This window comes from Pseudomonadota bacterium (genome assembly GCA_022361155.1).
Taxonomy (GTDB): Bacteria; Myxococcota_A; Polyangia; order Polyangiales; family JAKSBK01; genus JAKSBK01.
The window spans coordinates 1-13763 of the sequence record JAKSBK010000514.1; the positions used below are offsets into that span (position 1 = coordinate 1).

Consider the following 13763-nt stretch of genomic DNA (forward strand, 5'->3'; position numbering starts at 1 on the left):
CAGCGCTTGATCGCTCCCACCACCTTGGCCGTGTCCGCATCCGAACGATTCAGACTAACCAGCGCGATCGCGGCGGCATTCCTACGACCTTCGTGTTTGACCTTCGTTTCGGCGAGCAACGCATCCATGGCCTCGCGGTAACCGAGCTTGCCCAACGTGAACGTTGCTTCGTATCCCACGATGGCGCCCGCATCCATGGTGGCCGCAGCATTGGGATCTCGCTCGCGAATCGCCGCGATGTACTGCGCGGCGATCTTGTTCGCCGCCTTGTTGTTACCCTTGAGCAACTCCAGCAGCGGCGCGAGCGCGGGCCGGCCGATCGCGACCAGTACACTGGAAGCAGCGTCGTTCATGCGCATGGCCGGGTTGTTGGGCGCAAACAAGTAGAGCGCCCGGATCATGGGCTCGATCGCAGCGGGGTCGCGTAGCCGTGCGAGCTGGCGTGCCGCGAGCAGGTTGAACAGGAAATTCTGCGCCTCGTCCTGCCTGGTAGCCACCTCGATGAGCACCTTCGTCGCACGCTGGTCTCCCAGGTCACCCAGTGCTTCGATGAAAGCCTTGCGCATGCGGTTGTCCGCACCACGTTTGCCGTCAACGCGCGAAAGCGAGCCCGCCACGGCTTCTACGACCGCTGCCCTTTTCTCGTCGGGGATCTCGATCTGGCGCAACGTTTTTGCAGCCGCTATCGCGTGGTTCTCACTGACCTCCGTGCGCCACTTGAGAGCCTCCAAGAGCGCCGGCAGGGTACGCGGATCACGCATCTCAGACATCAGCTGAACGATGCGGTAGCCGTTGCTGGAGTCCTCCGGATGCTCGATATACACCTTCGTAAGGTGCTGATGCGTCACCTCGTTGAACTCCACGATCGGAGCCGCTTCCCGATTCCCTTTGGCCTCGCCGAGCCTCTGGCCGAATATGCGCTGTAGGTGGCCTATCGCCCACTCACGGCGCACGGGATCGGCGAGCTCCTCCGCGAGCCCCTTCGGATCGTTCTCGTCCGCATGGCACCCGCCTAGCACCGCACAGCCCACCGTGACCGCAACGATCAGGACGCCGGTCCGTGTCCGCTTCCTCATGATTCACCTCCTGCCAGAAACTCGGGTGCCCTTCCTTCTAAGGATCAGTCCGAACACCGCCGGGCCAGTACCGGGTCATCCGCGACACGCGAGCGTGTCCCCGCTTCTTACCGACCGCGAACCACAGGCAGCGCGCGGCCAGTCTCCGAGCATTAAGGGTGCAACTATACCTACGACCTCGAAACGGTGTCAATCGTGCAAGAATGCCGCAACGCAGATCGCCCGCACCCGTAACGACCGCAGGTCTTTGCGCTACAGCTGGTCGGCCCGCAGGATACGGGCGCGCCGCGACAAGAGTGAAAAAGGAGCCCACGTTGCAACCCGCACTGCCCCCGCCCATCGAGGACCTCGACAGCCTGCTCGCGCCGCTGTACGCGGCTTGCAAACCGCGCGCACGCTGGAGAGTCGGAACCGAAGCGGAGAAGTTCGGCGTCGATGCGGCAACGGGCCGGCCGGCAGCGTACGACGGGACGCACGGAGTGCGTGCCATCCTGCAGCAGCTCGTTACGCGCCACGGCTGGTTCGAGGAGCGCGAATACGCGGGCGGAGACGTGATAGCGCTGCGACGTGGTGATGCGTCCATCACGCTGGAGCCAGGAGCGCAGCTCGAGCTGTCGGGCGCTCCACTGGGCTCGATCCACCAGACCTGCGCCGAGCTCCGCAACCACATGACCGAGCTGCGCGACGTGTCGGAGCCCTCGAATGTGGTTTGGCTTGGACTCGGCTATCATCCTGTGGCGACGCCCGATCAGCTGCCTTGGGTGCCCAAGCTGCGCTACCAGGTGATGCGCGAGTACCTGCCAACGCGGGGCAGCCGCGCCCTGGACATGATGCGCAGAACCTGCACGGTGCAGGCGAACCTGGACTACTCGAGCGAGCGCGACGCGATGCGCAAGCTACGCTTGGCGCTGGCGGCACAGCCCATCGTGACGGCCATGTTCGCGAACAGTCCCTTTGTGGAGGGGCGCATCGGCAGCCATTGCAGCGAACGGGCGCAGGTCTGGCTCGATGTGGATCCGGATCGTACCGGCTTGCTGCCGTTTGCCTGGGAGGCGACCGCCAGTTTTCGCAGCTATGTGGAATGGGCCCTGGATGTGCCGATGTTCCTGGTCAAGCGTGGCGAGCGCCTCTACCCCAGCGCCGGCTTGACGTTTCGCAGGTTCATGCACGATGGCTGGCAGGGGCTGCAGGCGACGTTGCCGGACTGGGAGGCTCACCTGAACAGCCTGTTTCCGGAAGTACGCCTCAAGCAGACGCTGGAAGTCAGAGGCGCGGATGGACAGTCGCAACCCATGGTCTGTGCCATTCCGGCATTGTGGAAGGGGCTGCTCTACGACACACCGTCGTGCGAGCAGCTCGAGCGGCTGGTGGCCCCGCTCGACCACGACACGGTGCAACGCGCCAGGCCGGCGATCGCTCGCCAAGGATTGCGCGCGGTCCTGGCAAAGCGACCGGTGCTCGAGTGGGCGCTGCAAGTATGCGAGATCGCGGTAGCTGGACTGCGGCGTCAGTCCCATCTGAACCGCGAACGAAGCGACGAAACGGTCCACCTCGAGCGAGTCCGCGAGTTGCTCCAGCACGGGCAGACGCCATCCGAGGCCCTGCTCGCGAAGATCGATCGTGGCCACGATCTGATCCCTCAGATCTTGCGGCTGGGCCAGGTCTAGGGCCCGGGCCCCAGGCCCTCGGCTTCACTCCCTCTCGGGCAGCCGAGCCGTCCGATCTTCGCTGGCGATCGGCGGTTGCTCCTGGATCGCCGATCGCGCGGGGGTCTGGACCGAGCTTGACCCGACGGCCGACCCGTCGACAAGGGCCTTGAGCTCCTTGCCGACCTTGAAAAACGGCAATCGCTTTTCGGGTACGGCGACCGCGCGACCCGTGCGTGGGTTGCGACCGTCGTAGGGCATGTACTCGCGCACGGTGAACGACCCGAATCCTCGGATCTCGATCCCCTCCCCGCGCTCCAGCGATGCCGTCATGGCGTCAAAGATGCAATTAACCACCACCTCCGCCCTGCCCTTGGTGATCTTGGTGCGTTGTGCAACTGCTTCGATGAGCTCTGACTTGGTCATCAGCTAGGATCGCTCACACCCAACACGGGGCGCCTGCAGCCACGCCACCACAGCGCAGACATTCGGGAGCTGCCGCCCGTGCCCGTCATCGTCTTGACCCGGGGCCTGCTCGATGAATGTGCCAGTATAATCAGTATGTTACCGGAGTCAACAGACATCGCTTCCGCGCCGCTTGTGCCTGGCGAAGGCAGGCTGTGCGTCCCTGCCTCGTAATCGTGCGTTGCGGCCTGATGCTGTCGTTGGGTATCGTGCATCGACCCTCGCGATGCCGCGAAGCGCGCGGTCCGCGGTGATGTGTACCGTGGAAGCGGCCCACACACATGAGGCTGGGAGGAAACCGATGTTGGATGACGATGATGCCGCACTGAAGCAGATCAAGCGGCGCACTTCGCCGATGGGCAGGCTCCTTGCGTTCGCGTTCGTCGGCGGGATCGGCGCTCTGGCTTTCATGTACTACCAGCGCAGCGAGGCCTATGAACGCCGCATGGACGGTGTGATGGCTGCCGGCGAGGAAGCGGACCGCGGCAGGATGCTGGCCATGCTGCGAGCCGAGCTGCACAAGAACGACTACGACGACGTACAGGAGCGCATCATCCGCAACCTCGGTCACTTTCGGGATGCCGAGGCCACGCCGCTGCTGATTCGCGCGCTCGATGAAGGGGGCGTGGTCCGGCGCGCGGCGGCGCTGGCGCTGGCGCGGATCGGTTCCCCTGCCGCCGACGAAGCCAAGCCGAAGCTGTTGGCAGTCCTGCCCCACACCGACGAACGTGATCGGCCCCAGGTGGTGTGGGCGTTGGCGGTTCTACGCGAGCAGGCCGCCACGGATGCCATCTTGTCGGAATTCACCAAGGGGCTCCTGCAGGCGCAACCCGATTTCGACGCCCGCGTCGTCGCCACGGTGTTTGGCGTGCACAAGCTCGGCTCATCCGCACTTACCGCACACCCGGAAGAATCCGTGCGGGCCTTGGTCGCGACGGCCCTGGCCGAGATTGCATCGCCGGCGGTCATCGCGCCCCTGACACGCATGATCAAGAACAGCAAGGAAAGCCCGCAGGTTGTGAGAGCGGCAGCCGCGGGTTTGGCGCGCACTGGTGACCCGCATGTGTCGCAGCCCCTGTTCGACTTGCTGCGGACCCGTCCCGAATTGCGACCTAGTGTCCTCGATGCACTGAAGAAGTCGGCGGCCGCTCCCAACATCGCAGCGCTGCTCGAAGCGGCGAGATCGATCGAGGACAAGCGGGATCTGGTGGCCATTCTGCGGGCGACCCACGATCCAAGAGCAGCCGGCGCGCTGGCGCAGCTCGTTGATGAGCAGGACCCTGACGTGCGTGTCGAGGCCGCGCATGGCCTGGCCGAGCTTGGCGATCCGCGCGCTGTAGCGATCCTGCTCGAGCTCGCCAAGGACGAGGACGATACCGTGGGCCAAGACGCCATCGACGCCCTGCGCGAACTTGGACGTCCGGAAGCAGCCACGGGACTGCTCGCGCTGCTCAAGGGCTTCCCGGGACGCAAAGCCTCGATCTTGCGAGCCCTCGGGGCCTGCCGGGCGCTGCAGGCGGGCCCTGTGATCCAGAAGGAGCTCGGAGGCGACGACGTCGCGGCTGCCGCCAAGGCCTTGGGGCAAATACCCTACCCAAAAGCCTACGCGACGCTTGTGAGGATGCTCCCACGCGACCCCGACATCGACTTCTCAAGACCCAGCGTGGCCAACGAGATGGCTTTCCTGACCCGGCGCGCCGCAATCGTCGGGCTCGCCTACTTTGGCAAGCCCGACCCCAAGGCTATCAGCAGCCTTGTGACGATCATCGAGGACCCCGAGGACGACTTTCGCCTGCGCAGGCAGGCGGGTCAGACGCTCGGCCTGATCGCCGACGATGCACTCCGGGCGACCATCCTGCAGAAAATCACAGATGCCACGTTGGCTGAGGGTATACGGCGCGCGTACGTGCAAGGGTTGTGGCAGAAGCCCGATCGATCCATGGCCAAGGAGCTGTTCTCGCTCTTCACGCCCGAAACGCCGAGCTCGGTGAGGAAAGCAGCCGCACTGGCCATCGGCTACGCTTCGGACCCTGACAACGATGCGAGACTGATCGCGATGCTCGATCGCAAGGAGACCCGCGTCGACGCTGCCTACGCCGTCGTACTTGGGGCGGGCGAAGCAGCCGCAAGGAGGCTCGTCGCCCACCTCGCAAAAGACCGAGATCTGCGCGAGGTCCTGAACATGTCCGTGAACAGCAACGAGCACGATAACTACAACCTCATCGCGGAAGGCATGTTCGAATCCGGACAGGTGTGGCGGCGCCTGCGTGTCGCCGAGATCCTCAGACACGGCGACGAAGAGGCTTCGTATTCCTACGCTTGGCTGGGCTTCACGAGTCGCCTGGCGGCGGGCTGGGACGGCCCCGGCGGCTTGTCCGCGCGCGCCATACGCGAGCGCATCTACGGGACCCTGACGTCTTCGGACGATCCGGAGCTGCGTAGACTCGCGGCAGAGGCGCTCGCAGCCATCAACGAGCGCGGCCTGCTCCTCGCGGCACGAGACAGCCAGCAACGCGGCGCCCGAGAGGCGCGCCAGCTTCTTCTACGGCTCGATCGGCCCCACAAGACGTAACCGTTCACCGGGGTCTTCGTCTCGACGACGTCTTCCCAGGCGGCTTTCTGGGCGGCTTTCGTCCTCGGCCTCGCCCTGCGCCGCAGCTGATCTGAACCGCAGCCGCACAGTACTCCTCGGGCGATTCCTGCGGGCGCGCTCGCCCAGAAAACCGCCTGAAAACCCGACTCCCAGGGGCCTGAACGGTTACCACACAAGACCTAGTGCTGCGTTTCGCTGCATAGCGGGAGATGCCGGGGCTAGCGAGGATTTTCTCGAGAACGTAAGCCGCCCTGGCGCGAGTCTGGACAGGAACTACAGGAGCACTGCGCCGCAGGGAAACGACACATCAACCACAGCGCCGCCCTTCTTGAGCGTATCGCATGCCGTGCCGTTCACGGTCACCGTGCTGGGGCCGGTAAGCACCCAGCCATTGGGATCGTTGCAGGTCAGCATCTGGCCGTTCAGGATCACGGTGCCCTCGCAGGGGTTCTGGGAAACCACGGTTCCGTCCAGCTTGATCTGGCACGTGACCGCGTTGCCCACGATGCCGTGCAGCGCCTTGCGTAGGGCCGCGTCGTGAAGCGGGTTGAAGTAGTTCTTGGGCCTGGGGTTACCGGCGGGCAGGCCCGCACCGATGTTGGCTACCCGCTTCAAGTGCGCGGTCCGCCGCGGATCATCCGGACCGGCCAGCTCGATCACGAAAGTAGTAATGCCGAGCGAGAACGCCCGCTCCACTTCGGTCTCCACCTCGGTCGTGTTGGGCTCCTCGACCATGGTACAGCCTGGCGGCCCCTGAGTGGCGCCCCAGCCGCACCGGCATGGTTCGGTCGGAGTCGGAAGCACAGGCACCAGCGGAGGCATGGGGTTCGGGTCGCATCTCGGCAGGTTGAGCAGACAGGAGTGAGGGGCTCCGTCCGTGGCCAGCAGGAACAACACCGGATGCTGCATGACGTCCGGACCAAAAGCACCAATGTAGCCGAGCATCATCATCTTCTCGATCGAGTCCCGCAGCGCCTCGGCAGTCGGCGTACTTCCGCTTGGACTATGCTTGACGTACTCGTCGTGCAGGGGCAGGTACTGGTTGATCTGCGGGGGCATCCACACCAAGTCGGGACAACCATCCGTGTAACGATCGTCCGTGTACATCTGCAGCGCAAACTGCACGGTGCTGGCGAACTCGTTGAACAGGCTGCGGTTCACAGGCATGTTGGGATGCGCAAGCATTACGGGGCCCACCAGCTCGTTGCGCAGGATGTCCCAGCGTGTTCTGTTGATGTTCTCGCTGAGGGGATCCCCCATGCTGCCGCTCTGATCGACGATCGCCACCACGATCGGTGCGACGTGGGTCGCGTTCACGGCCACGGCGTGGCACTGGCCAGGCGCCCCGGGTGAACCGGTGCCGACCCGGCCGCCATCGAAGCCCATGGCCCCGGTGGCGGTGCCTTGTGGATTCGCGCCGGGCAGCGGCCTGGGACAACGGCCGTTGGTCAGGCACATCTGGCCGTCGAGGCAAAGCTTGCCCTGGTCGCAGTCCTTGGTGCAGGCGTTGTTGGGACCGCAATACAAACCTGCGGGGCAAGCACCGCTGCTACCGCCGCACATCTGACCGCAGCCCGCTCCACCCATCAGACAAGCCTGCCCGGGTGGCGTGATCACACCCGAGCCAGAGCGCCGACTATCCGACGAGCTGGTGCAGCCCAAGACGACGGCCATTGAGGCTACCGCGATCGGCATCCAGGGAATTGTGACGCGTGCCATACCGCCTCCATACATCCGACAACTGTTGGGGGTCGTGTCGCTCAAGCGATGGGGTGAGCCAATTCAAACCAGACGAGTTCAAGCCAGACGAGCGAATTCTGTCACACAACGTGCGCAGCCGCCAGCGTCTGCGTTCCCTGAGGACAGGATTGTGCACAAGTTGGCAGCAACGACTACCCCATCGCCATGGATGTGTGCAACTGGCCGTGCTTCCGGTCGGCTTTTTTTACTTCTCTGCCCCAGGCGTGGAGTATCGGGATGGACTGCTTGAGGTCTGTTGGGCATCCTTTTTGAGCACCTTTCCTACCCAGGGCATGGCGGCTGTCCTCTTCGCCTCGGGCTGCGCGCGCGTGGTGCCCGTCCTATTCGCCTGCGGCTGCGCGAGCGGCGCCCACAGCACAGCCGGCGGCATCGGGACTCAGGAGGGGGCTGCCACCGAGCACACGCCTGGTACAACGGCCCGGAAACTCGATCCGGGTTTCCGGGCCGTTGTGCCTGAATCGACAAGTAGTCCACGGATACACTGGTCGCCGATCCGGGTTCCGGAGCCGGTCCTCACCAGTCCTGGGGCCGGTTCCGGAGCCCGGACCGAACTTGTGATCCGTGGTACCAGGCGCGAGCACGCGTCTTCGCGAAAGCAAACTCTGGATGGGCACGGGTTCCCAGCGGCCCCGAGCGGTCCGGCACCGAGCTCCGGGCCTGCTGCCCGTTCCGCGCCAAAAGAACCGAACAGCGGCTCCACGATCGGGCTCGACCGTCCCGCCGCTGCGCCCGATGCGGTAATCGAGGGCTGGAGCGGACCCATCCCGCGTGCTTTTTTCGACGGGCTGCGCCGAGCGGAAACGGGTCACGGCGTGACCAGGATCGTGGTCTACGGGGCCTCGCACGTTGCCTCGGACCTGTTCACGGGTGAGCTTCGGCTCAGGCTGCAGCAGCGCTTCGGCGAGGCGGGACCCGGCTTCGTGCTGCCCGCCAAGCCGTGGCGTTACTATCGCAACAGCCTGATCGAGCACGAAGCATCCTCCGGTTGGACAAGCCTGCGCGTGCGCGTCGATGACCTCGAGAGCGACCGCGCGGGACCGGCGGGGCTGCTCGGCCTGGCTGGCGTGGCCGTGGAGGCGCCTGGGGCGGCAGACTGCAGCCTGAGGACGCGCAGCCACGGTGTACTGACGGGCCACGCCAGCGTCCTGGAGCTGTACTACGCCAAACAACCCGGTGGCGGGCACCTCGAGTGGAGCGTCGACGGCAGACCGGTCGGCCTGCTGTCCACCGCCGCCACGAGCTGGCAGACGGACTACGCGCGGATCGAGCTGGCAGACGCAGAGCACCGTGTGCACCTGCGTGCCCGAGGCGACGGCCCGGTGCGCGTCTACGGGATGACGGTCGAACGAGACAGGCACGGCGTGATCGTGGACACGGTAGGGATTCCGGGGGCCCGCGCGCGCTATCAACTGCTGTGGAACGAGGCACTCGTGCGGGAGCACCTGGCGAGGCGTGCCCCGGATCTGGTCGTGCTCGCGTACGGCACGAACGAAAGTGGAGACGACGTCGTTCCCATCGGGCTCTACCGAGCGCAGCTGCATCGGGTCCTGCGCAGGGTTCGGGACGCGCTCCCCGAAAGCGCTTGCCTTCTTGTCGGCCCCTCCGACCGACCTCGCAAGGGTTCCGACGGGACCTGGGGCCCGAGGCCGCGTACGGGGCAGGTGGTGGCCGAGCAACGCGCTGCCGCGCGCAAGTTTCACTGCGGTTTTTTCGATCTGGTGCGGTTCATGGGAGGACCCATGTCCATGGTTCGCTGGGTGCTCGCAGACCCGCCGCTGGGGAGGCGGGACCACGTGCACTTCACGCGTGCCGGCTACGAGAAGCTGGGAGGCGCACTGTTTCGAGCGCTTCTCGTGGGCTACGACAAGCCCTGAGGCGCCGGGGCGGAAACCGAGCTATTGGTCAGCGGCGTGCCAGGTAGTCGGCAAACCCCTTGAGCAGCGCCTTGTGGAACATCACGCCGATCTTCTCGTAGCCTGCGGGCGTGGCGTGGCGGAAGTCGCTCAGCGCCAACCTCGGCCGAGCACGATACCAGCGCCAAATCGAGCGTGGTCCGCCCATGGCCTGGAAGGTGTCGAAGAACGCGCAGCCCTCGGCGGCGGCAGCGCTCCGTTGGACCTCGACCAAGCGCGGCAGGTTGGCCACCGTCTCGATGCGCCCGCGACGGGTCTTGCGTCCTTGATCGAGTGGAGCGAAGAGCAAACATGCAACCCGGGTCCCGCCCCGCATGATCTGAACGACGCGCCGCAGATCGCGCTCGTACAGGCCCCAGTCGGAGATGGGATCCGTGGCCTCGTTGCCCCCGAAGCCAAGCACCAGGAGATCGGGATTGCGCCACCCAATCTGGCGGCGGATGTGCTCCGGCTCGAAGTTCAACAGGCGCCGGGCCCGGGCGCCCACCAGCCCGAGCGAGTCGTACACGACGCCTGGCCCGTCCCTCTCGAGCACGACGCCATAGAGGCGGGTGTGCCCACGCCCAGCTACCTGCAGTCGCAACAGATGTGGGCCATCGACGGCATCGACGACTTCCCACTGATCGGCAACGGGTCCGCGCGTGTTGATCAGCTTCGAGCGCCCGCGATCGAGACGGTACTTGATGAGGCCTCCACGCGGATGCCGTTGATAATGAATCTCGAAGCGACCGACCCTCGTTCCTACAGGGCCATCCCTTACCGAGCCGAAGTACGCCTTGGCGCCTGGTTGTCCCCGGTACTGCACGCCGCCGTAGCCGTACCAGCCCTTGCCAAGCCGCCGGCGTACGATGGGGTACAGCTCCCAGTCGTCGCTCGAGCGATGGCGGATGCCACGATGCAGGTAGTGCATGTAGCCGCGCGCGATGAGCATGAATCCGTGACCCGCATCGCCGAAGCGCTGCTGCAGGTTTCGGCGCATGGTGTGGGTGATGCCATCCGCTGCCACGGCGGAATCGCCGTAGTGCGCAACACGTGTGATGGCACCCGGAAGCCCTTGGGCGGTGCGCAGCAGCGCCTCGTAGAAGCGAGCAAGTGGGTCGCCTCCGCCCGGGCTTTCGATCTCGCGTTCGAGATCGGCATAGGCTCGAGGATCGATCGTGACCCCGAGCGAGCGCGTCGGCCTGCCTTGCGGCTGGGTTTTGGGCTCGTCGGCTGGCCGGGATGCCACAGGAGCCTGGCTCTGCAGCGGTGGCTCGGCTGCTGCCCGATGGGGCGGTGGTGGAGCTTGCGATCGCTCGGTCTCGCCCCGGCTCGTCTGCGCAGACCCGATAGCCGTGGCCGCCTCCGCGAACTCGGGCAGGCTCGCAGCCTCTTGCGGCCCGAACAGCCGCCCTATGGGTACACCTTCGCTCGGCAGCCAGGGCCGCAACCGTTCGAGCCCGGGCGCCAAGTACGTCAGCGCAGCCAAGACGGAGGCCGTGCAAACCACGAGACCAAGCCGCCCCAGCTCGGAGGCGGTCAGCCTGTCCGGCAAGGGCGAACGAAACGGAGCATGGCGATTGGGAACGGTCACGGCGGTCGGCTACTCTCGGGCGGGCGTTGGGCTATTCTTGGAAGTACCCTCAGAACTGGAAGTAGATATAGGGAACGACCTCCTGACTGGCGGTCAACAGCAACCCCGCGGCCAGGGCAGCCAGGGCAACCCCCTGGGCCGGCGCAGGCATCTGCACGAAGGCGTGCTTGAGGCGCTCGAACGACTCTGCCGGTAGGTAATGGGCGGCGTAGCCGGCGAGAAGCACACACCAGATGCTCAGCGTGACATGACCCAGACCGAAGCTGCCATCCAGCAGCCGGCCTCCGACGGCCAGCGCGTTGTCCCAACCCGTGCTCCGAAAGAAGATACGCGACAAGACCACGAAGTGCAGGGTAGCTGTGATCTTGAGCAAGGTCACAGGACGTGAGTCCACGGTCAGACGCGTCCGCCCGGAGCGCAGGTACAGAAAGCGGTGGGCGACCATGGCCGCCGCTTGGATCAAACCGTACACCACGAACGTCCATGCCGCCCCGTGCCACAGGCCGATGAGGAACATGGTAAGGCCCAAGTTCCAGTAGGCCCTCAGGGGGTGCACGCGAGAGCCGCCCAACGGGAAATACAGGTAATCGCGCAGCCAGCTCGACAGCGTCATGTGCCAGCGGCGCCAGAAGTCAGCCGGGCTGGTCGCCGCGTAGGGACGATCGAAGTTCTCGGGCAGCCGCAACCCGAACAGCATGGCCGAGCCCCGCGCCACGTCCGTGTAACCTGAGAAATCGCAGTATATCTGCAGGGTGTAGCCGTACAGACCCACCATCACTTCGGCAGCGCTGTACGCGGAGGGATCGTCGAAGACGCGGTCAACGAGGTTGACCGCAAGGTAGTCTGCTACGGCGACCTTCTTCAGCAGTCCGGTCGCGATCAGGAACATGCCTTCCCCCACGAGCCCGGATTGTAGAGCGGCGGAGCTGCGCAGCTGGGGCAAGAACTCGGTGGCTCGCACGATAGGGCCCGCCACGAGCTGGGGAAAGAAGGTGACGTAGAACGCGAACTCCAAGAGGTTGCGTGTGGGCTTGAGCTCGCCCCGGTAGACGTCGACCGTGTAGCTGATGGTCTGAAAGGTATAGAAAGAGATCCCTACGGGAAGCAGCACGTCCAGGTAGGGGGCGGTCACATGCAGGCCCACCAGGCCCAGGCCATCGGCGAATGCCGTCGCAAAGAAGTTGAAGTACTTGAACACCCCCAGAAGTCCCAAGTTGCCGGCCAGGCTCGCCCCAAGCCAGAAACGACGTACGCGGGGCGTGCTCGACGCGTGAATCGCGCGGGCCGCGGTATAGTCCAGGAGAACGGACCCGAGGATCAGCACCACGTAGCGGGGACTCCAAGCCGTGTAGAACACGCAGGAGCAGCCGAACACGAACAGGAGACGCAGCAGCTTGACGCGAGCGAGAAACCAATAGCCGCACACGGCAAGCAGTAGAAACAGCAGGTAGTCGAGGGAGTTGAAGAGCATGACCGGCGGTGCGCTCACAGAACGCCAGGGACGATGCCACGAGTGCATCGCAGTCCTTCGGCTTGTCAAGAAGCCCGCCCGGCTGCAGCGGAGCCTGGGAGCGGCTTTCGCCCTGCTCGTGGCCCTGGGATTCGGCGCGGTGTGCGCGGGCGATGCAGGCGCACAGCAACCTACACCCGGCCGCTCCCGAGCCTCGGGCCCAGCCAGACCTGACGCCGCCCCGCTGGAGCCGGGCGCCGGGGCGCCAGCCGAGGTTCCCCTACTCCGTGCCCGGCTGTGGAACGACGGTAAGGCCGAGATTTCCAGCTACGCCACCGTCGAGCGACGCTACGGAATCCTCCGCAAAGGCACCGCCACGCTGATCGTCGTGAGCGAGCCCTTCGATCCTCGGTCCCTGCTCAAGGTCGAGCCAGGCCAGAAGCCTCCCGCCGTGCTGCCGGTAATCAAGCTCAACACGATCGTAGAGGTACGGACCGGCGTCTACACATACCACCAGATGGCAAGCGTCTTCCTGCGGCGCAGCGACGCCCGAGTGGTCAAGCTGACCGTAGGGAGTCAGGAGTGGTGCGGAGTGACCGCAAAGCGGCTCGAGGTCAGGGGACACCACAAGGCGCAGCTCTTGGCTGACTCCTATTTCGGGAACGAAGGCAATCGCGACTTCTCCCTGAATTTCGATTCGCGCGCGGTACTGGGCGACGCGCTGCCGCTGTGGCTGCGGACCCTTGCGCTCGACAAGCAAGGAGTGCGGAAGCTGAAGGTGCTGGACGAACAGCTCAGCAATCGGGCTTCGAAGCCCACCTGGCACGAGGCCGAGATCCGGGTAGCAGGCAAGCGCTGGCTAAACGTGCCTGCGGGACGCTATCGAGCCGTCGAGGTAAGCGTTACGCGTGCCTCGCGCCGAGACGTCTTCTGGCTCGACGAGCACTCGCCTCACCTGCTCGTGCGCTGGGAGCGCAGCGACGGCGGGCGCTACGATCTGCGCTGGTCCAAGCGGGCGGCCTACTGGCGCATGAATCGGCCGCAGGATGTCGGCTCGCTTGGAGGTCGGTTCTCCAAATGATCTGGGTTGGGGCCCGCCAACCACCGAGCGCAGCGCATCCCTTGAGACTTAGGGCCCGCGGAAGAATAACTCGTCTGTATCGCCGAGGGCCGGGCGCCGTTGGCAAGGCGCAACGACGAGGAATATTGGGGATATTTCGAGGAGGCGCAACATAGCCAGCGGTGGTCGGAACCGGTGAGATGGATGAGTTATTCTTCCGCGGGCC

8 protein-coding genes and 1 pseudogene are annotated in these 13763 nt (G+C 65.3%); 4 read left to right on the forward strand and 5 right to left on the reverse strand.

What is annotated here, in order from left to right; all coding sequences use genetic code 11:
* On the reverse strand, window positions 1-1076 hold a 1076-nt coding region (locus MJD61_19075; protein ID MCG8557366.1), incomplete at its 3' end, for a hypothetical protein.
* 314 nt (window positions 1077-1390) lie between these two features.
* On the opposite strand from MJD61_19075, the gene MJD61_19080 reads away from it, so the two are divergent.
* Window positions 1391-2743: a glutamate-cysteine ligase family protein gene (locus MJD61_19080; protein ID MCG8557367.1), complete on the forward strand. Its 1353-nt coding sequence runs from the start codon at window positions 1391-1393 to the stop codon at window positions 2741-2743.
* Window positions 2744-2875: 132 nt separating this feature from the next.
* On the opposite strand, the pseudogene MJD61_19085 reads toward MJD61_19080, so the two are convergent.
* Window positions 2876-3148, reverse strand: a pseudogene (locus tag MJD61_19085) (integration host factor subunit beta).
* Window positions 3149-3488: 340 nt separating this feature from the next.
* Here MJD61_19085 and MJD61_19090 point away from each other — a divergent pair.
* Entirely contained in the window at window positions 3489-5759 is a 2271-nt protein-coding gene (locus tag MJD61_19090; GenBank protein MCG8557368.1) for a HEAT repeat domain-containing protein, read from the forward strand.
* A 294-nt stretch (window positions 5760-6053) separates the two neighbouring features.
* Here MJD61_19090 and MJD61_19095 read toward each other — a convergent pair whose 3' ends face one another.
* Window positions 6054-7499 (reverse strand): hypothetical protein, encoded by a 1446-nt coding sequence (locus MJD61_19095; GenBank protein ID MCG8557369.1) that lies wholly within the window; start codon window positions 7497-7499, stop codon window positions 6054-6056.
* 854 nt (window positions 7500-8353) lie between these two features.
* Here MJD61_19095 and MJD61_19100 point away from each other — a divergent pair.
* Window positions 8354-9415 (forward strand): GDSL-type esterase/lipase family protein, encoded by a 1062-nt coding sequence (locus MJD61_19100; GenBank protein MCG8557370.1) that lies wholly within the window; start codon window positions 8354-8356, stop codon window positions 9413-9415.
* Between the two features lie 28 nt (window positions 9416-9443).
* Here MJD61_19100 and MJD61_19105 read toward each other — a convergent pair whose 3' ends face one another.
* Together MJD61_19105 and MJD61_19110 are read right to left on the reverse strand one after the other, a co-directional pair.
* Window positions 9444-11027, reverse strand: a complete 1584-nt coding sequence (locus MJD61_19105; GenBank protein MCG8557371.1) for a GDSL-type esterase/lipase family protein — start codon at window positions 11025-11027, stop codon at window positions 9444-9446.
* A 49-nt stretch (window positions 11028-11076) separates the two neighbouring features.
* Window positions 11077-12498, reverse strand: coding sequence for an MBOAT family protein (locus tag MJD61_19110; GenBank protein ID MCG8557372.1), 1422 nt, complete (start codon window positions 12496-12498; stop codon window positions 11077-11079).
* Between MJD61_19110 and MJD61_19115 the strand changes: the two genes are divergently transcribed.
* Window positions 12488-13558 carry a hypothetical protein gene (locus tag MJD61_19115; protein MCG8557373.1) on the forward strand — a complete coding sequence of 357 codons (1071 nt, stop codon included), beginning with the start codon at window positions 12488-12490 and terminating at the stop codon, window positions 13556-13558. The two genes, MJD61_19110 and MJD61_19115, sit on opposite strands and share 11 nt — an antisense overlap.
* The last annotated feature ends 205 nt before the right edge of the window (window positions 13559-13763 follow it).

Bases quoted from the DNA above. Each gene is read 5' to 3' on its own strand.
- MJD61_19090 (MCG8557368.1), top strand. From the start codon at position 3,489: ATGTTGGATGACGATGATGCCGCACTGAAGCAGATCAAGCGGCGCACT.
- MJD61_19095 (MCG8557369.1), bottom strand. From the start codon at position 7,499: ATGGCACGCGTCACAATTCCCTGGATGCCGATCGCGGTAGCCTCAATG.
- MJD61_19110 (MCG8557372.1), bottom strand. From the start codon at position 12,498: ATGCTCTTCAACTCCCTCGACTACCTGCTGTTTCTACTGCTTGCCGTG.